This is a genomic window from Actinopolyspora mzabensis (genome assembly GCF_900101095.1).
In the GTDB taxonomy this organism is placed as follows: Bacteria; Actinomycetota; Actinomycetes; order Mycobacteriales; family Pseudonocardiaceae; genus Actinopolyspora; species Actinopolyspora mzabensis.
Genome location: NZ_FNFM01000002.1, coordinates 73,902 through 93,016 on the forward strand (window position 1 = coordinate 73,902; position 19,115 = coordinate 93,016).

The 19,115-nt window shown below is 67.6% G+C and carries 13 protein-coding genes; 2 read left to right on the top strand and 11 right to left on the bottom strand.

The genetic code is table 11. The annotated features are described in order from the left end of the window. Window positions 1-3: 3 nt before the first annotated feature. From rplW to BLR41_RS02955, 10 genes are all read right to left on the bottom strand, one after another. Entirely contained in the window at window positions 4-303 is a 300-nt protein-coding gene (gene rplW / locus BLR41_RS02910) for a 50S ribosomal protein L23 (RefSeq protein ID WP_092626228.1), read from the bottom strand. Beyond that, window positions 300-998 (bottom strand): 50S ribosomal protein L4, encoded by a 699-nt coding sequence (gene rplD / locus BLR41_RS02915; RefSeq protein WP_092626230.1) that lies wholly within the window; start codon window positions 996-998, stop codon window positions 300-302. Before rplD ends, rplW begins: the two co-directional genes overlap by 4 nt. Beyond that, the gene (gene rplC / locus BLR41_RS02920) at window positions 998-1,648 is read right to left on the bottom strand and encodes a 50S ribosomal protein L3 (protein ID WP_092626232.1); all 651 of its coding nucleotides are present in this window, start codon (window positions 1,646-1,648) and stop codon (window positions 998-1,000) included. The genes rplD and rplC overlap by 1 nt, the downstream gene beginning before the upstream one ends. A 51-nt stretch (window positions 1,649-1,699) precedes the next feature. Continuing rightward, window positions 1,700-2,005, bottom strand: coding sequence for a 30S ribosomal protein S10 (rpsJ, locus tag BLR41_RS02925; protein WP_017976809.1), 306 nt, complete (start codon window positions 2,003-2,005; stop codon window positions 1,700-1,702). Window positions 2,006-2,525: 520 nt separating this feature from the next. After that, window positions 2,526-3,719 (bottom strand): elongation factor Tu, encoded by a 1,194-nt coding sequence (tuf, locus tag BLR41_RS02930; RefSeq protein WP_092626234.1) that lies wholly within the window; start codon window positions 3,717-3,719, stop codon window positions 2,526-2,528. 160 nt (window positions 3,720-3,879) lie between these two features. Next, window positions 3,880-5,982: an elongation factor G gene (gene fusA / locus BLR41_RS02935; RefSeq protein ID WP_092626236.1), complete on the bottom strand. Its 2,103-nt coding sequence runs from the start codon at window positions 5,980-5,982 to the stop codon at window positions 3,880-3,882. Between the two features lie 79 nt (window positions 5,983-6,061). Continuing rightward, the gene (rpsG, locus tag BLR41_RS02940; RefSeq protein WP_092626238.1) at window positions 6,062-6,532 is read right to left on the bottom strand and encodes a 30S ribosomal protein S7; all 471 of its coding nucleotides are present in this window, start codon (window positions 6,530-6,532) and stop codon (window positions 6,062-6,064) included. After that, window positions 6,532-6,906, bottom strand: a complete 375-nt coding sequence (rpsL, locus tag BLR41_RS02945; RefSeq protein WP_043570381.1) for a 30S ribosomal protein S12 — start codon at window positions 6,904-6,906, stop codon at window positions 6,532-6,534. The genes rpsG and rpsL overlap by 1 nt, the downstream gene beginning before the upstream one ends. Window positions 6,907-7,451: 545 nt before the next feature. Further along, the gene (locus tag BLR41_RS02950; protein WP_092626240.1) at window positions 7,452-11,942 is read right to left on the bottom strand and encodes an ADP-ribosylglycohydrolase family protein; all 4,491 of its coding nucleotides are present in this window, start codon (window positions 11,940-11,942) and stop codon (window positions 7,452-7,454) included. A gap of 316 nt (window positions 11,943-12,258) precedes the next feature. Beyond that, complete coding sequence (locus tag BLR41_RS02955; protein ID WP_092626242.1) at window positions 12,259-12,720, bottom strand: carboxymuconolactone decarboxylase family protein; 462 nt, start codon at window positions 12,718-12,720, stop codon at window positions 12,259-12,261. 45 nt (window positions 12,721-12,765) lie between these two features. Between BLR41_RS02955 and pdxR the strand changes: the two genes are divergently transcribed. Beyond that, the gene (gene pdxR, locus BLR41_RS02960) at window positions 12,766-14,184 is read left to right on the top strand and encodes a MocR-like pyridoxine biosynthesis transcription factor PdxR (RefSeq protein ID WP_092626244.1); all 1,419 of its coding nucleotides are present in this window, start codon (window positions 12,766-12,768) and stop codon (window positions 14,182-14,184) included. A 145-nt stretch (window positions 14,185-14,329) separates the two neighbouring features. Next, window positions 14,330-14,857 (top strand): DUF6319 family protein, encoded by a 528-nt coding sequence (locus BLR41_RS23320; RefSeq protein ID WP_092626793.1) that lies wholly within the window; start codon window positions 14,330-14,332, stop codon window positions 14,855-14,857. Window positions 14,858-15,128: 271 nt separating this feature from the next. Here the strand turns inward: BLR41_RS23320 and BLR41_RS02970 are convergent, their stop codons facing one another. Further along, window positions 15,129-19,040, bottom strand: a complete 3,912-nt coding sequence (locus BLR41_RS02970) for a DNA-directed RNA polymerase subunit beta' (RefSeq protein ID WP_092626247.1) — start codon at window positions 19,038-19,040, stop codon at window positions 15,129-15,131. Window positions 19,041-19,115 lie beyond the last annotated feature (75 nt).

A 19,115-nucleotide genomic window follows, 5' to 3' on the forward strand; every position in this document is an offset into this window, starting at 1 on the left:
GTTTCAGGCGGCCGAACCGCCGAAGATCTCAATCGGCTTGCTATCGGGGGACAGCGTCACGATCGCCCGCTTGGTGTCCTTGCGTTTACCGAAACCGGTACGGGTCCGCTTGCGCTTGCCCTGGCGGTTGATCGTGTTGACACTCTTGACCTGCACGCCGAAGATCTTCTCGACCGCGATCTTGATCTCGGTCTTGTTGGAGGTCGGGCGCACCAGGAACGTGTACTGGTTCTCCGAGATGAGGGCGTAGCTCTTCTCGGAGATCACCGGCGCGATGATGATGTCTCGCGGATCGGGGATCACTGGTCTGCCTCCTCAGCCTGACTCGAAGTCGCGTCGGAAGTGACCGCGGTCTTGGCCGAACGACCCGGAGACCGTTCCGCGACGAAACGCTCGAAGGCTTCCTTGCTGAACACGACGTCGTCGTTGACCAGAACGTCGTAGGTGTTCAGCTGACCGGGGTCGATGATGTGCACGTGGGGAAGATTGCGCAGGCTCAGCCACGCGTTCTCCTCGGTGCGGTTGAGCACCACCAGCACGCGCCGGGCGTCGGTGACGTTGCGCAGCGCGGCCTTGGCCTCCTTGGTGGAAGGCTTGTCGCCGGTCGTCACCTGGTTGATGACGTGCAGCTGCTCGGAACGCGCCCGGTCGGAGAGCGCGCCGCGCAGGGCGGCCGCCTTCATCTTCTTGGGCGTGCGCTGCGAGTAGTCCCGCGGGGTCGGGCCGTGCACCGTGCCACCGCCGACGAACTGCGGGGCGCGGATCGAGCCCTGCCGGGCGTTACCGGTCCCCTTCTGGCGGTACGGCTTCTTGCTACCGCCGGAGACCTCGCTGCGGGTCTTGACCGAGTGCGTACCCTGCCGGGCCGCCGCGAGCTGGGCGGTCACGACCTGGTGCATCAGCGGCACGTTCGCCTGCGCGTCGAACAGCTCCGCGGGCAGATCGACCTGCCCGTCGGTCTTGCCTTCCGGGGTACGGACGTCGAGCTTCGCGGCCATCACGCACCACCCTTCGTAGAGCTCTTGACCAGCACGAGGCCACCGTTCGGGCCGGGAATGGCCCCCTTGATCAGCAGCAGCCCGGACTCGTCGTCGACCCGGTGCACCTTGAGGTTCTGGGTGGTCACGCGGTTACCGCCCATACGGCCGGGCATCTTCTTGCCCTTGAACACCCTGGCGGGGTAAGCGCAGCCACCGATGGAGCCCGGCTTGCGGTGCACGGCCTGGGTACCGTGGCTCATCGGCTGCCTGCCGAAGTTGTACCGCTTGATCGTGCCGGCGAAGCCCTTGCCCTTGCTGGTGCCGACCACGTCGACCTGGGCGCCCGACTCGAACACGTCGGCCTTCAGCTCCTGGCCGAGTTCGTAGTCGTTGGCGTCCGAGGTGCGCAGCTCGACCAGGTGACGACGCGGCGTCACTCCGGCGCGGGCGAACTGGCCCCCACGGGGCTTGCTCACCTTGCGCGGATCGATGGCGCCGAACGCCAGCTGCACGGCCTGGTAGCCGTCGTTCTCGTTGGTACGGATCTGGGTCACCAGGTTGGGCCCGGCCTGCACGACCGTCACCGGGACCACCCGGTTGTTGTCGTCGAAGACCTGGGTCATCCCGAGCTTGGTGCCCAGAATCCCCTTCATCTGCCTTTCAGACATGGGTCTCGTTCTCTCCGCCGCCTGTCACTGAAACGAATGCGCGTCGACCGCTCACTGAATATTCACATCGACACTGGCCGGCAGGTCGATGCGCATGAGCGCATCCACCGTCTTGGGTGTCGGCTCGACGATGTCGATGAGTCGCTTGTGCGTCCGCATCTCGAAGTGCTCCCGCGAGTCCTTGTACTTGTGCGGGGAGCGGATGACGCAGTAGACGTTCTTCTCGGTAGGCAGCGGCACCGGCCCGACGACCGAAGCGCCGGTGCGCGTCACGGTCTCGACGATCTTGCGCGCGGACGCGTCGATCGCCTCGTGGTCGTAGGCCTTGAGCCGGATGCGGATCTTCTGTCCCGCCATAGTGGCTTGCCGTTCCTCTAGTCTCGTGCCGCTAGTACCTAGCGCGGTGCGCAGACCCGGCGCCGACGTCGCGGCGATCCGGCGGTCACGTGCGACGCACGTACCTGCCCGATCTCGCGAACGCGACACCACGGTTTCGCAGCCCGCCCCTGTTTAGGTGTCTGGGTGCCCGGCACACGCGGTCGGGCGTGTCGCCCGCGCGACGCAACCGGTCCCATCGATCCACGCCGATGAGATGGATCCACACGGATCCGTACACCTCGGGTTGCCACCTATCGGCCCCGGCCGGAACGTCTGTCCGGCGGCACCCGCGCAACCGGAACGCCGCCCCGCGAAGGAAATTCACGGCAACGGCGTGCCCACGTCGAAGCGGCCGAACCGATCACGAACCGTGATTCACACGGGTCACGAAGTTCGGCCGCCTCAACAGGCAACCCGTTCAGGGTGACACACCGAGTGCGTCGACCCTGAATCGGGGTGGGTTCCGGGTCCGGTCACCACCGGGTCCGGAACCCTGCCATCACTTGTTGACCTTGATGACGCGACCCGCGCCGACGGTACGACCGCCCTCACGGATCGCGAAGCGCAGCCCTTCCTCCATGGCGATGGGCTGGATGAGCTGCACCGACATCTCCGTGTTGTCACCGGGCATGACCATCTCGGTGCCCTCGGGAAGGGTCACCACACCGGTCACGTCGGTGGTACGGAAGTAGAACTGCGGACGGTAGTTGTTGAAGAACGGCGTGTGCCTGCCGCCCTCGTCCTTGGACAGGATGTAGACCTGCGCCTCGAACTCGGTGTGCGGAGTGGTGGAGCCGGGCTTGATGACAACCATGCCCCGCTCGACGTCCTCGCGCTTGACACCACGCAGCAGCAGACCGACGTTGTCGCCGGCCTCACCGCTGTCGAGCAGCTTGCGGAACATCTCGACGCCGGTGACGGTCGTGTTGATCGGCTTCTCCTTGATGCCGACCATCTCGACGTTCTCGTTCACCTTGATGACACCGCGCTCGACACGGCCGGTGACCACGGTCCCGCGACCGGTGATGGAGAAGACGTCCTCCACCGGCATCAGGAACGGCTGGTCGGTGGCACGCTGCGGGTCCGGAACGCTGGAGTCCACCGCGTTGAGCAGCTCCATGATCTTCTGACCCCACTCGGCGTCGCCCTCCAGGGCCTTCAGCGCCGAGACACGGACGATCGGGACGTCGTCGCCCGGGAAGTCCTGCTCGCTGAGCAGCTCACGGACCTCCATCTCGACCAGGTCCATGATCTCCTCGTCGTCGACCATGTCGGCCTTGTTCAGCGCGACGAGGATGTAGGGGACGCCGACCTGCTTCGCCAGCAGCACGTGCTCGCGGGTCTGCGGCATCGGGCCGTCGGTGGCGGCCACGACCAGGATCGCACCGTCCATCTGGGCGGCACCGGTGATCATGTTCTTCACGTAGTCCGCGTGGCCCGGAGCGTCCACGTGGGCGTAGTGCCGCGCCTCGGTCTGGTACTCGACGTGCGCGATCTGAATCGTGATCCCGCGGTCCTTCTCCTCCGGCGCCTTGTCGATGTCCTCGAAAGGCGTGTAGGGGTTCAGGTCCGGGTGGTTGTCGTGCAGGACCTTGGTGATAGCCGCGGTCAGCGTGGTCTTGCCGTGGTCAACGTGACCGATGGTCCCGATGTTGACGTGCGGCTTGTCCCTCTCGAACTTCGCCTTCGCCACTGGAATGTCCTCCTGGACTCGTCATCATTTCCGCCCCGCCACGGGCTCGGGTCACGCGCCCTCTCGCGTGGGAGCCAGCTCCGGGCGGAGTCCTGTCGGGTTGTGCCATCGGCCCGCTGTCCCGAGCGCGGAAACGGGCCGATGCCGGGCCACAGCGGAGTTACTCCCCCGTGGCCTTCGCGATGATCTCCTTGGCCACGTTCGCCGGAACTTCGCCGTAGGAGTCGAACACCATCGAGTAGTTCGCGCGACCCTGCGTCTTGGAACGCAGATCGCCCACGTACCCGAACATTTCGGACAGCGGAACCAGCGCCTTGACAACGCGGGAACCGCCACGCTCCTCCATGGCCTGAACGTGACCACGGCGGGAGTTGAGGTCGCCGATGACTTCACCCATGTATTCCTCGGGTGTCGTCGTCTCGACCGCCATCAACGGTTCGAGCAGCGCGGGACTGGCCTTGGAGCAGGCCTCCTTCATCGCCATCGAACCGGCGACCTTGAACGCCATTTCCGACGAGTCCACCTCGTGGTACTGGCCGTCCACCAAGGTCATCTTGACACCGACCATCGGATAGCCCGCCAGCACACCGACCTGCATGGCGTCCTGCGCGCCCTCGTCCACCGACGGAATGTACTCGCGGGGGATACGCCCACCGGTGATCTGGTTGTCGAATTCGTAGGTCGCGCTCTCCGCGCTCTGCTCGATCGGATCCAGGTTGACGACCACACGCGCGAACTGGCCGGAACCACCGGTCTGCTTCTTGTGCGTGAACTCGTGCTTCTGGACCGACTTGCGGATCGTCTCGCGATAGGCGACCTGCGGCTTGCCGATGTTGGCCTCGACCTTGAAGTCGGTCTTCATCCGGTTGACCAGGACCTCGAGGTGGAGCTCACCCATGCCCTTGACGATGGTCTGCCCGGTCTCCTCGTCGAACTTGACCTGGAAGGTCGGGTCCTCTTCGGCGAGTTTCTGGATCGAGGTGGACAGCTTCTCCTGATCGGCCTTGGTCTTGGGCTCGATCGCGACCTCGATGACCGGGTCGGGGAAGCTCATCGACTCCAGAACGATCTGGTTCTGCGGGTCGCACAGGGTGTCACCGGTGCTGGTGTCCTTCATCCCGACGACCGCGTAGATGTGCCCGGCCTGTCCCTCCTCGACCGGGTTCTCCTTGTTGGAGTGCATCTGGAACAGCTTGCCGATGCGCTCCTTGCGGTCCCGGATGGTGTTCATCACCTGGGCACCCTGCTCGATCCTGCCCGAGTAGACCCGCACGTAGGTGAGCTTGCCGTAGAACGGGTGCACGGCAACCTTGAACGCCAGAGCCGAGAAGGGCTCCTCGGTGCTGGCCTGCCGCTCGGCGGCGTCGCCGGAGCCGGGCAGCACACCCTGCACCGCGGGAATGTCCAGCGGCGAGGGGAGGTACTCCACGACCGCGTCCAGCATCGGCTGCACGCCCTTGTTCTTGAAGGCGGTCCCGCACAGCACGGGGAAGGCCTCCTGGCTCAGCGTGAGCGCACGGATGCCCTGCTTGATCTGCTCGACGGTAAGTTCCTCACCGCCGAAGTAGGCCTCCATGAGCTCTTCGCTGGACTCGGCGACCGACTCGAGCAACTCGTTGCGGTACTCGTTGGCGGTCTCGACCAGCTCGGCCGGGATGTCCTCGATCTCGTACTGCGCGCCCTTGGCCACGTCACCGCGCCAGGTCAGCGCCTTCATGCTGACCAGGTCGACAACACCCTCGAAGTCGGACTCGCTGCCGATGGGCAGTTGCAGCACCAGCGGCTTGGCGTTGAGTCGTTCCCGGATGGTGCCGAGGGTGAAGTAGAAGTCGGCGCCCATCTTGTCCATCTTGTTGACGAAACAGATGCGCGGGACGCCGTACTTGTCCGCCTGGCGCCACACCTGCTCGGACTGGGGCTCGACCCCCTCCTTGCCGTCGAACACGGCGACAGCGCCGTCGAGCACGCGCAGTGAACGCTCCACCTCGGCGGTGAAGTCGACGTGCCCGGGGGTGTCGATGAGGTTGATCTGATGTTCCTGCCAGAACGTCGTGGTAGCAGCCGAGGTAATCGTGATACCCCGCTTCTGCTCCTCCGACATCCAATCCATCGTCGCGGCGCCGTCGTGTACCTCACCGAGCTTGTAGTTGATCCCGGTGTAGTACAGAACCCGTTCGGTCGTGGTGGTCTTGCCCGCGTCGATGTGGGCCATGATGCCGATGTTGCGGACCTTGGTCAGGTCGGTCAGCACGTCGCGTGCCACGAGTTAGTCCCCGTTCCTACAGCAAGCCTGAAGCCGTCGAATCGGTGAGCCGAGGCGGGCAATACAGCCGTGCCCGGCCTCACCACCGGTAATGCGCGAAAGCCTTGTTGGATTCCGCCATCTTGTGCGTGTCCTCGCGCTTCTTGACACTCGCACCGAGCCCGTTGCTGGCATCGAGCAGCTCGTTGGTCAGGCGCTCGGTCATCGTCTTCTCACGACGCTGCCGGGAGAAACGGACCACCCAGCGCAGGGCCAGTGTGGTGGAGCGGCCCGCGCGCACCTCGACCGGGACCTGGTAGGTCGCGCCACCGACACGGCGGCTGCGTACCTCCAGTGAGGGCTTGATGTTGTCCAGCGCGCGCTTGAGCGTCACGATCGGGTCGGTGCCGGTCTTCTCGCGGCACCCCTCGAGCGCGGAGTAGACGATGCGCTCGGCGAGCGAGCGCTTGCCGTCCACCAGGACCTTGTTCACCAGCTGAGTGACCAGCGGCGAGCTGTACACGGGATCGGCGTTCAGCTGCCGCTTCGGTGCAGGACCCTTCCGGGGCATCAGCTCTTCTCCTTCTTCGCTCCGTACCGGCTACGAGCCTGCTTACGATTCTTCACGCCCTGCGTGTCGAGCGAACCGCGAATGATCTTGTAGCGGACACCTGGGAGGTCCTTCACACGGCCACCGCGGACGAGCACGATCGAGTGCTCCTGCAGGTTGTGCCCCTCGCCGGGGATGTAGGCCGTGATCTCGACGCCGCTGGTGAGCTTGACACGAGCGACCTTGCGCAGTGACGAGTTCGGCTTCTTCGGAGTCGTGGTGTACACGCGGGTGCACACACCACGGCGCTGCGGGCTTCCCTTGAGCGCCGCGGTCGTCACCTTCGCGGCCTTGTCGTGGCGGCCCTTTCGGACCAGCTGCTGGATGGTGGGCATGGACCGGCTTTCTTCTCGAGCGTTCGCGTCTTGGTGGTACTCGTTAACAGCAGCGCTCGTTCGAGCACCGTTCGCACCCCTGGCGCCGAGCACCGCGTACGTAGGTCTCTGTGTACTTGGGCCTCTCCCGCGCCCTCACCCGCGACACGAGGTCGGGCGTGTCGCCCATTCCTCAGCCGTTCGGCGGGGCGGCGTCCCAGCGGGCAGTAGCCCCGGTGGGCCGTCAGGAGAGTTCCGCACCATCCACGGGCGCTCCCCCGCCGACCACGCGGGCGGTTCTCGCGCACGGACATGCGGAGTGACCCGAGGGGTTTCGGGTCCAAGTCATAAAGATACCTGCCCCGTTTGCAGAGGGTCAAAACGGGGGTGCGCGCCCGACTCGCCAACGTCCGCACCCGACTCTACTGCGGAAGACAAGAGAGCGCGAGCACCCGCCGTCCCGGCTCCCGAACTGTGGATACCCGAGCACTTCCCCGGCCCGCTCCTGCGGCGGCCTCGCGCTCGAGCACTCGTGCACGGGACAGTGCCGGAGGGGAGCGGTTTTCTCACGAGTCGTCCAGCACGTCGAGCTGTCCGGAGCTGACGCTGTTGATCCGGCGAGGAGCCGGTTTGGGGTGGTGCGACTGGTCGCTGCCCGCTTCCCGCTCGCCGCGCCCCACTTGCGGACGTGGTGCCGCCTCGCCGGAACCGGCGGAGCGCCCCTCGGCTTCCGGCCGGAGCCGGGATCCGGAGTCGTCCCCCCGATCACCCCCCTCGGTCGGAGTCGCGCTTCCGCCCCAGAGGGCCCCGGCGAATTCGGGGCCGGCGTTGTCCGAGGCCGTGCTGTCGCGAGCGGGCTCGGCGGGGTGCTCGGGTACCGCGGGGTGGTCGGTAACGGCAGGGTGGTCGGGAACGGGAGGGTGACCGGTGGTCTCGGAGTATCCGGCGACATCGGTGCGCCCCGGGCTTTCGGGGTGGCCGGGGGTGTCGGGGCGGCCGGGGGTCTCGGGGCGGCCGGGGGTCTCGGGGCGGCCGGGGGTCTCGGGGCGAGCGGCCTCGTCGGAGACCGCCGGAATCACGTGGGTTCGTCGAACATCATCCGATTCGGGGAAGGAATCCCCGGTTTCCCCACCCGCCGGAGCATCCGAACCGAACGCGGCACCATCGGTTCCCGCTTCCGGTTCGCCGGGTTCGGTCCATCCGGTGCTCCCGCCGGAACCGGTTCCGGCACTCGGCACCTGCCCGGCGTCGAACCACGAGTCCGAAGGGTCGGCCGGAACCGAGGTGTCGAAGGCGACGCGCTCCTCGCCCCCGTCGCGCCACCCGACTTCCGGAGCGGGAAGTTCCCCACCGGAGTCCGCCGACTCCACGAGCGGCCCCGGCGACTCGTCGATCGACGGCGGGCGGCCGGGACGAGCCGGGCCCGCCTCGCTCTCCCCGACGCTTCGGGAGGGATAGCGGCGGCGCCACTCACCGTCCGATGCTGGGGAGCTCGCATCGGAGTTCTCCTCCGGCCGCAGGCGAGCGTCGAAGGCCGCGACGCAGTCCATCGCCATCCGTTGCACGACCTCGCGGAGTTCGAGCTCGGCCAACCAGTCCATCGGCAGCGCCCCCACGCCCAGCAACGCCCCGACGACGGAGCCGCAGACCGCTCCGCTGGCACTGCTGTTACCCGAGTGGCGAACGGCGAGGCGCAGCGCACCACGCACGTCCTCCGAAGCCAACGTGGCGCACACGGCTATGGCGAGCACCTCGGCCGCGCTCCGGCCACCGCCCAACCGCCGCGCGAGTCGCTCGGGATCCGGCGTGCCCTCGGCGGCGACCTCCACCGCGGTGGCGAGCGCCGCGCTGGTGTCCTCGTGCCCCTGCCAGGTCTCCAGCACCTGGAGCGCCAGCCACACCCCCTCGTCGAGTCCCTTGCCCAGTACCGCCTGCTGCACGATCACCGCGAACGCCCCGGCCGGCAAATAGCCGCTCGGATGACCGTGGGTCAGCGAGGCCAACCGCACCCCGACCTCGAAGACCTCGACGGGCTCGGCGGACCAGAACGCCGCCGGAGTGGCACGTACGAGCGCGCCACAACCGGTGGAGTTGTCCACGGGAGCCGTCTGCTCACCGTGCGCGGAACGCTCACCGAACGCCTCCAGCTCGCTGTACACGGAGGAGCCCGGCGAACGCACGGCGAACAGCTCGGGCACCTCGACCAGCCAACCGTCCGGCTCCGGATGCTCGTCGATCAGGTCACCGAGCGCCCATCGCCAGGAAACGCCCTGGCTGTACAGCCAACGCTGGGCCGCGAGCCGCAGCTCCGGCAGCGGGTCCACGGCATCCGGTGAGGTCGAGTGCCCGGTACAGGCACGAATCAGCCCCTCGGTGCTGAACAGCACGGTCTGCGTGGCCGCGGTCACCGAGCCGGGCGTCCCGGCGTACTCCGGAAGCTCCCCGGGACCCGCCGTGCCGTGACGCTCGGTGATTTCCTCGGCGCTCAGCGGGGTGATCCCCGCCCCGAGGGCATCCCCCAGCGCTCCACCCAGCAGGCACCCCAGGATTCGTTCGGTCAGCGAGTGCGGGGCCGCATCGGCGTCCTCCGCGATCGCGTGTCCCCTCCCGGAAGGGGTGCCGCTCGGCGGCGTACCGGCAGCGGAGTCGCCATCGGATGCGGAGTCACCACCGGAGGGACGGGCGGTGGACTCGATCGACGAGTCCTCCCGCTCCCTCGGGGGCTCGGCCGGAGGCTCGACATGCCCGGCCGGACGCCCGGCCGAGTGGTCGGCTGAGTGGTCCGCGGGGTGTTCGGCCGGGTATTCGGCGGGATGGTCGGGAACGTGTTCGGCGGGTTGATCACCGGGACCGTCACCGGTCATCCGACCGGGAGCGGCAGTTGTCGCGTGGCTTCTCCCCTGGGTCGGCTCGGGCCACGCCTGCTCGGGATCCCCTTCGACGAGGAGGTCGGACTCCGCGGCGATCTCCCGCGCGACGGGAGCCCCTTGACCGCTCTCCGCTGCGGTGGAGGCATCCAGGGTGCTGGTGAGCGGCGCCGCGAACGGCGCACCACCGGGTTCGGAGACCTGCGAAGCTCCTTCCGGAGACGTTGCCACCTCCTCGTCCTCCACCGCTCCCGCCGCGTCCTGCCCGACCGGTCGTTCGGCCTTCGGGGGCCACGGCACGTCGGGGGACGAATCGAGCACCGAGGAGAGCTCCGGTGAAGCCGTCTCGGTGGGTGGGGCTCCGGTGGTTCTGCTGCCCGGTAACGGTGGCAGCTGGTCGACGCCGGGCAACCGGATCCGCGGCGCGGCCGATGTCTCGGTGTCCTCCGGCGCGAGAAGCGGATCCGCACGCTCGCCGGTTCCGTCACCGGGGTCGCCTTGCGAGGTCGCCGGGGCGGCGGAACGCTCTTCCCGCGGCGAAGCGAGATACCCCCGCGCCAGCGGGTCGGCCGAGTCGACAATTCCCTCGTCCACGCTGGGAACGGGTGTGCTCTCCGGGTGGTCGATGTCGGCGATGTCCCCCACCGGGCCGGAGCCACCACTGCTCGTGCTCGCCCCGGACGGCTCCTGCCAGGGAGATTCGGGGACTTGCTCGGAACTCGGGGCCGTCCCGTAGTCCGGGGATCGTTCGGAGTCCCCGCGCAACACGATCCGATCGGTTCCCGGACCGCTCCCCGGCACGGGGGTCCGAGCCGCGGTGCTCTCCACAGTGGTCTCGCCGGCCTCGTCCTCGGCATTGGCGGGCGGTTCGGGATCGACGGGCGGTTGGGGATCGACGGGGGGTTGGGGATCGACGGGGGGGTCCGGGGACGGCTGGTGCTCCTTCCCGATCGCGGGCAGCACCTGGGTGGGAGGGGCGGCCGCGTCCACCGTCCAGGCGGCGGAGTCCAGGCCGCGTGCACGCTCGGCGTTGTCACCGACGTAGCGCTGCGCCCACTTCGGAGCGGGTGGCGGCGGGGCGAACGCCTCCGCCGCGTCGGCGGACAGAGTGTCGACGATCTCGCGAATCTCCAGCTCGGCGGCCCACCGTTCGGGAATGGCCGCCGCCCCGTGCACCGCCCCGGCCAACTGTCCGGCCAGCGCCCCGGCGATGCTGCTGTCCGCCGAGTGGTTGACCGCGGCGGTGACCGCGTCGGCGAACGTGGCCGCCGAGGCCACCGAGGCGAAAGCGATCCCCAGCTCGCCCAGCCCGTGGGACGGGCAGAACTCGATGTCCAGCACACGCGGATCGACCGGTCCGCCCTGTCGAGCGGTGAACACGGCCGCGTGCAACGTCCGCAGCACGCCCGCGGGCGGAACGCCCTGTTCCAGCTGCGAGCGGTGGAGTTCCCAGGAGCGCACCGCGTCCCACAGCGGGATGCCGTTGATGAGTGCGCCGAGCACGTCCGAGTACAACGCGCAGGCGGCGCGGGTCTCGTAGTTCGAGGTCAGCAGCCACGGAACCCGCGATGCCACCGCGTTGACGGTCCGGGCCTCGCCACTCCAGACCATCACCGGGGCGGTCCACACCAGACAGTCCGCGAAGGGCTGCTCCTCGGGTGGAACGGCCGAGGGCTGCCCGGAGGTGAGCTGTTCGGCCGGTATCCGGTCGGTCAGCGCCGACAGCGTACGAAGCGCGGGACCACCCGGGTTTCGGGTGGAGAAAAGCTCCGATCTGCCGAGCAGCCAACCCGTGGGTTCGGGATGACTGCGCCAATAGCCGGACATGGCGTACGGCCAGGGCACACCCTGGGTGTACAGCCAGGCCATGTGGTTGGCACGGATCACCTGCAGCGGATCCTGCTCCCCCGTGGCCCGGGCGCGCAGCAGGGCGTCCATGGTGAACACCATCAGCTGGGTCAGATCCGTGACACCACCGCGGTTACCGAACACGGGCAGGTTGTCCACGACACCGCGCGGGCCGAGCCACTGCCGGATGGCGGAGGAGTTCCAACCACGCACCCCGGCACCCAGCGCGTCACCGACCGCTCCGCCGAGCAACGCGCCGCGCAGTCGTTCCGACCAGCTCAACTGCCGGAGCGCACCGGGGTGGCCGCCGGCCTGGGCGGGTCCGGACTGCCTGTCGGTCATGAGGGCTGCTCCTGCTCGGTTCGGTATTTCCGGGCCGCGCACCCGGAAACGCTCGACATGGCCGATAACGACGGCATCCGGACACTCACCGGGTGTCCCGTTCCGACGGTCGCACGATCGCGTCGAACGGCTCCAGGAAGTTCACCCGTTCTCGCCGTTCCACCGCGAACGAGCCGATGACGAACACCCCGGCCCCATCGGTTCGCGCCCGGAAGGATCCGAAGTACCGGGGGTCCGGATCACCGCCACGACCGAAAGAGTACCAACCGAGCGGGAGCCCGCTCCCACGCTGAACCGATCAGTCCGAGTCCTCGGCTCACCCCCGGCTCGGCGGCTGCGCGCGCGAGGTGATCGCCAGCCGGTTCCAGATGTTGATGCCCGTGGCGGCCCAGGTCAGCGCGGCCGTCTCCGACTCGGAGAAGATCCCGCGCACCCGCTGCCACACCTCGTCGTCGACGTGGCTCTCGCTCACGAGGGTGATCGCCTCGGCCAGTTCGAGCGCCGCGCGTTCCCGCTCGGAGTACAGCCCCACCTCCCGCCAGGCGGGGAGCACGTCGAGCCGCTGTTGGGCTATACCCAGCTCACGCGAGTCCGACAGGTGCATGTCCAGGCAGAACGCGCAGCCGTTGAGCTGCGAGGCCCGGATCTTGACCAGCTCGTACACCTCCTTCTCCACGTTTGCCCGCTTGAGCTCCTCCTGGATCGACTGCTCCAGGTTCCGCATCGCGCGGTAGACCTCGGGAGTCGATTCGGCGAGATTCATGCGTTGTTCGGTCATGGTGCGAATCTACGAGCTCGTGGGGCGCGGATATGGTCCAGTTCGATGCGTGACAACGGGTCCAGTCCGGATCGAACCGGCCCGGGTGGAATCGACCTCCACCTCGACCGGCGGGCGAGGGTGGGCAGCAGCGAACTGGCCGCCTCACTTCGAGCGGCGATCCGGGAGGACCGGCTCCCGGCTGGGAGCAGGGTTCCCTCCACCCGGGAGCTGGCCACCGACCTCGGGGTGTCCCGGGGCACCGTCACCCGCGCCTACGAGCTGCTCGTGGCCGAAGGACTGCTGCTGGCCAGGCAGGGGGCGGCGACCGTCGTCGCGGCCACCGAATCCCCGGTCCGCGAGTACAGCAGGGAACCCGCCGTCCGGCGGCCCACCGAACTCCGCTGGGACCTGCGTCCCGGCAAGCCGGACCTGAGCATGTTCCCGCGTTCCGCCTGGCTGGCCGCGCAGCAGCGCGCGCTCCGGCACGTGCCCGCCACCGAGCTCGACTACGGTCACCCGGCGGGTCATCCGCTGCTGCGCGAGGCGTTGGCCGAGTACCTGGGGAGGGTTCGGGGAGTCCGCACCTCCCCGGAGCGGATCGCCGTGTTCGGCGGGTACGGCCAGGCGCTGCGGGTCCTCGGGGAGGTCCTGCTGCGGCGCGGGACGCCTTCGGTGGACTTCGAGGACCCCTCGTTGCCGAAGTTGCGCGAAATCGCCGAAGAGGTGGGCCTGCGGGTCAACGGTGTTCCGCTGGACGAGGCGGGTTTCGATCCGCGTGGTTCGCACAGCCCCGTTGTCGTGGTGACACCGGCACACCAGTACCCGCTGGGCGTGACCATGTCCGCGCAACGGCGCACCGAGCTGAGCGGACTCGCCCACAGCGAGGACAGGCTGGTCGTCGAGGACGACTACGACGGTGAGTTCCGGTTCGACCGCGAGCCGGTCGGGGCGCTGCAACGGCTGGCGCCTCGGCACGTGATCTACGCCGGCACGGCGAGCAAAACCCTGGCGCCGGGACTCCGGCTGGCCTGGCTGGCGTTGCCGGAACGACTGGTGGAGCCGGTGCGCGAACGGAAGGCGGACGGGGACCGGACACCCCCGGTGACGGAACAACTCACCCTGGCCGAGATGTTGCGCTCCGGAAGCTACGATCAACACGTGCGGCGCTGCCGAGCCGGTTACGAGCGACGTCGACGGCGGATCGTGGCCGCGCTCACCGAACGGAAGGTGCGCCACGAGCTGTACCCCGCGGGGATAGCGGCAGGCCTGCACCTGACGCTGCGGCTGGATCCGGAAGGGCTTTCCGAACAACGGGTGCTGCGACGGCTGCGTCGGCACTCCGTGGCGGTGGAAGGTCTGGCCGAGCACTGGATGGACGAGCGGCGGCGACAGGAGGGTCTGGTGATCGGCTACGCCGCTCCTCCGGGCCACGCGTTCGGACCTGCGCTGCGAACGTTGTTACGTGCCTTGTCGGAGAGCTGAACCGGAGTTCGAGGGCACCACGACGAGATCGGGGCGTTGGAACGCGGGACCGGTTCCCGCCGTGACTACGGCAGTACCGCACGAAGCATTATCGAACAGGCGTTCTACCCTGATCTTTTTCACCGGTGTGACCGAGAGAGGAAACGTGAACGAACAGCAAAACGTAACCGACGAGCAGACCACCGCCGAGCAGGACACGGCGGGGCAGAACGCTACGGATCAGGAGGCCGGGGAGCAGGACGCCACCAACCGGGGCGTCGCTGATCAGAGTGCCACTGATCAAGGTGATACGGAGCGGGGTGACACTGACCGGGGAACCGAGAACGCCGAGGCGAACAACGGCAACGCGGAACAGGGCACCCAGAAAAAGACCAAGGGGCGCAAGCAGACCGGTGCGCGCAAGACACGTCAGGTGGAATTGACACTGACGGTCAGCGGAACCGCCGAGGGCGAGTGGCAGGCCGATCTGACGCACGCGGGCAAGAAGATCGTGCAGGGACTCCCGATCTCCGCCTCCTCCGTTTCCAAGGCGGCCGGGGAACTGCACGACGACATCTCGGAAGCGATCGAGTCGGTGCTTTCCGAGGCCCGGCAGCAGCACGAGGCCAGGCTGGCCGAGCTGGAGGCGGAACTGCAGCGGGTGCGCAAGACCCTGGAAGAGCTGGAGAGCTGACCCCCGTGTGAGCATTTCCGCCTCGGTTGCGTAGGGGCGCTCGGCGGAACCTCTCGCGCGGCTCTCGCTGCGGGTAGGCCCGACATCGGGTATGACTACTCGATGTCGAGGATCCCGCAGCGAGACGACCCGTGAGGTTCCGCCACCGGCTCCGCCGAGTAACGCGAGCCGTCACCCTTCGAAAAAAGCTCCCTGCTCGGAGGAGACGAGCAGGGAGCCTGGCGACCGGACGGTGCGCCGAACACTTCCCGGTTCGGCGCACCGTTTCGCGTCAGCGGTAGTCGCGACCGAAGTCGAAGTCGTCCAGCGGAACCGCGGCACCGGTACCCGGGCCGAACACGTCCGGCGCGTAGTAGCCGTCGTCGTAGGACGGGATCGCGTAGGCCGCGGCCCGTGCCTCCTCGGTCGGCTGCACCTGGATGTTGCGGTACTTGTTGATACCGGTACCGGCCGGGATCAACTTACCGATGATGACGTTCTCCTTCAGACCGATCAGCTTGTCGCTGGCGCCCTCGATCGCGGCGTTGGTCAGGATCCTGGTGGTCTCCTGGAAGGAGGCCGCCGACAGCCACGACTCGGTCGCCAACGATGCCTTGGTGATACCCATCAGCACCGGACGGCCCGAGGCGGGGTCGCCGCCCTCGGAGACCACGCGGCGGTTCTCCGACTCGAACTGCGCCCGCTCGACCGGCGAACCGGGCAGGAACTCGGTGGCGCCGGAGTCGATGATGATCACACGACGCAGCATCTGCCGGACGATGACCTCCACGTGCTTGTCGTGGATGCCCACACCCTGCGAGCGGTAGACCTCCTGCACCTCGCGGACCAGGTGCAGCTGTGCCTCCCGCGGGCCGAGCACGCGCAGGATCTCGTGCGGATCGACCGCACCCTCCATGAGCCGCTGCCCGACCTCGACATGGTCACCGTCCTCGAGCTGACGCTCCGTGCCACCCACGTTGAGCACCGCGAGCCGCTGCCGCTTGGACAGCTTGTCGTAGACGATGTCCTCACCGCCGTCGTCCGGGGTGAGCGTCATCTTCCAGTAGCGGTCGTTGTCCTCCAGCCGGACCCGTCCGGAGGCGTCGGCGATCGGCGCCTTGCCCTTCGGCAGCCTGGCCTCGAACAGCTCCTGCACACGCGGCAGACCGGCCGTGATGTCGTCACCACCGACACCGCCCTGGTGGAAGGTACGCATGGTCAGCTGCGTACCCGGCTCACCGATGGACTGCGCGGCCACGATGCCGACCGCCTCGCCGACGTCGACGAGCTTGCCGGTGGCCATGGAGCGGCCGTAGCAGTAGGAGCAGACTCCCGAACCGGACTCGCAGGTCAGCACGCTGCGGACCCGCACGGTGCTCACCCCGGCCGAGATCAGTGTCTCGATGGCGGGATCGCCCAGGTCCGAGCCCCTGGTGAGCAGGATGTTGCCGTCGGAGTCGGTGACGTCCTCGGCGGTCATCCGGGCGTAGACGCTGGTCTCGACGTGCTGCTCGCGGACCAGCCTGCCGTCCGGCGTCGTCTCGCCGATCGGCATCCGGATACCGCGGTCGGTACCGCAGTCGTTCTCGCGCACGATCACGTCCTGCGAGACGTCGACCAGACGACGGGTCAGGTATCCCGAGTCGGCGGTACGCAGCGCGGTGTCCGCCAGACCCTTGCGGGCACCGTGGTTGGAGATGAAGTACTCCAGCACCGACAGACCCTCGCGGAAGTTGGTCTTGATCGGGCGCGGGATGTACTCACCCTTGGGGTTGGAGACCAGCCCACGCATCCCGGCGAGCTGTACCACCTGGGACATGTTCCCGGCGGCACCGGACTTCACGATCATGTTGATCGAGTTGTCCTCCGGGAAGTTGTTCTCCATCGCCTCGGAGACGTCGTCCTTGGCCGCGTTCCAGACCTTGACCAGCTCGGCGTTGCGCTCGTGGTGGGAGAGCGCACCGCGCCGGTAGCGCTTCTCCACCTGATCCGCCTTCTCCTCGTAGGAGTCGAGGATCTCCTTCTTGTTCGGCGGCACGATCACATCGGAGATCGCGGTGGTGACCCCGGACCTGGTGGCCCAGTAGAAGCCCGCGTCCTTGAGCTTGTCCAGCGTCTGGGCGACCGAGACCATCGGGTAACGCTCGGCGAGATCGTTGACGATCGCACCCTGGGCCTTCTTCGGCAGCAGCCGGTTCACGAACGGGTAGTCCGCGGGCAGCAGCTCGTTGAACATCACACGGCCGAGGGTGGTCTGCAGCGTCATCGAGCTGCCGGGCTCCCAGTCCTCGGGCGTGTCCTCCTTGGTCGGGACGATGTCGTTCATCCGGATCCTGACCATCGCCTGCAGGTCGAGCGAGCCCCGGTCGTGGGCCATCAACGCCTCGTCGTACGAGGAGAAGGCGTGCCCCTCACCGGTGGCACCGTCGATCTGGCGAGTCAGGTAGTACAGCCCGGTGACCATGTCCAGTCGCGGCATGGCCAGCGGACGTCCCGAAGCGGGCGAGAGGATGTTGTTGCTGGAAAGCATCAGCACCCTGGCCTCGGCCTGGGCCTCGGCGGACAGTGGCAGGTGAACCGCCATCTGGTCACCGTCGAAGTCGGCGTTGAACGCCTCGCAGACCAAGGGGTGCAGCTGCACCGCCTTACCCTCCACGAGCTGCGGCTCGAACGCCTGGATACCCAGTCGGTGCAGCGTGGGCGCACGGTTGAGCAGCACCGGGTGCTCGGAGATGACCTCCTCGAGCACGTCCCAGACCTGCGGGCGCTGCCGCTCGACCATCCGCTTGGCGGACTTGATGTTCTGCGCGTGGTTGAGGTCGACCAGCCGTTTCATGACGAACGGCTTGAACAGCTCGACCGCCATCTCCTTCGGCAGACCACACTGGTGCAGCTTCAGCTGCGGACCGACGATGATCACCGAACGGCCGGAGTAGTCCACACGCTTACCGAGCAGGTTCTGCCGGAAACGGCCCTGCTTACCCTTGAGCAGGTCGGACAACGACTTCAACGGCCGGTTGCCCGGGCCGCTGACCGGGCGGCCACGCCTGCCGTTGTCGAACAGCGCGTCCACCGACTCCTGCAGCATCCGCTTCTCGTTGTTGATGATGATCTCGGGGGCGCCGAGATCGATCAGACGCTTGAGGCGGTTGTTGCGGTTGATGACCCTGCGGTAGAGGTCGTTGAGATCGGAGGTCGCGAAGCGGCCACCGTCGAGCTGCACCATGGGACGCAGGTCCGGGGGAATCACCGGGATCGCGCCCAGCACCATGCCCTGCGGGTTGTTCTTGGTCGTCTGGAACGCGGCGACGACCTTCAGTCGCTTGAGGGCACGCAGCTTCTTCTGCCCCTTGCCGTTGCGGATGACCTCACGCAGGCCCTCCGCCTCGGCGTCGATGTCGAAGTTGGCGAGCAGGGCCTCGATCGACTCGGCGCCCATGCCGCCGGTGAAGTACTCGCCGTAGCGGTCGTAGAGCTCGCGGTACAGCGACTCGTCCGAGATCAGCTGGCGAGGCTCCATCTTGGTGAAGGTCTCCCAGATCTCGTCGAGCTTGTCGATCTCCTTCTGGGCCCGCTCGCGGATCTGACGCATCTCGCGCTCGCCGCTCTCCTTGACCCTGCGGCGGACGTCGCTCTTGGCGCCCTCGGTCTCGAGCTCGGCGAGATCCGACTCGAGCTTCTGGGCCCGCGCCTCCAGGTCGGAGTCACGCTGGTCGGCGATGTTCTTGCGCTCGACGCCGATCTCGCTCTCCAGCGTCGGCATGTCGTTGTGCCGCATCTCGGTGTTTACCGAGGTGATCACGTACGACGCGAAGTAGATGATCTTCTCGAGATCCTTGGGGGCCAGGTCGAGCAGGTAACCGAGCCTGCTCGGCACACCCTTGAAGTACCAGATGTGCGTGACCGAGGCGGCGAGCTCGATGTGGCCCATCCGCTCACGCCGCACCTTGGCACGAGTGACCTCGACACCGCAGCGCTCGCAGATGATGCCCTTGAACCTGACTCGCTTGTACTTGCCGCAGTAGCACTCCCAGTCCCGGGTGGGCCCGAAGATCTTCTCGCAGAACAGGCCGTCTTTTTCGGGCTTGAGGGTGCGGTAGTTGATGGTCTCGGGTTTTTTGACCTCGCCGTACGACCACTGGCGGATCTCATCGGCGGTCGCCAGTCCGATACGGAGTTCGTCGAAGAAGTTGACGTCAAGCACGTCGGATCTTCTCCCTTTGTTGGGGGTATGCCGGGTGGACGTGGGGCCGGTTCGCGGAGGCCGCGGTGGGCTTCC

Coding starts and splice junctions, on each gene's coding strand:
- rplD (WP_092626230.1), bottom strand. CDS start 998: ATGGCCGCGAAGCTCGACGTCCGTACCCCGGAAGGCAAGACCGACGGG.
- rplC (WP_092626232.1), bottom strand. CDS start 1,648: ATGTCTGAAAGGCAGATGAAGGGGATTCTGGGCACCAAGCTCGGGATG.
- rpsJ (WP_017976809.1), bottom strand. CDS start 2,005: ATGGCGGGACAGAAGATCCGCATCCGGCTCAAGGCCTACGACCACGAG.
- rpsG (WP_092626238.1), bottom strand. CDS start 6,532: ATGCCCCGGAAGGGTCCTGCACCGAAGCGGCAGCTGAACGCCGATCCC.
- rpsL (WP_043570381.1), bottom strand. CDS start 6,906: ATGCCCACCATCCAGCAGCTGGTCCGAAAGGGCCGCCACGACAAGGCC.
- BLR41_RS02950 (WP_092626240.1), bottom strand. CDS start 11,942: ATGACCGACAGGCAGTCCGGACCCGCCCAGGCCGGCGGCCACCCCGGT.
- BLR41_RS02955 (WP_092626242.1), bottom strand. CDS start 12,720: ATGACCGAACAACGCATGAATCTCGCCGAATCGACTCCCGAGGTCTAC.
- pdxR (WP_092626244.1), top strand. CDS start 12,766: ATGCGTGACAACGGGTCCAGTCCGGATCGAACCGGCCCGGGTGGAATC.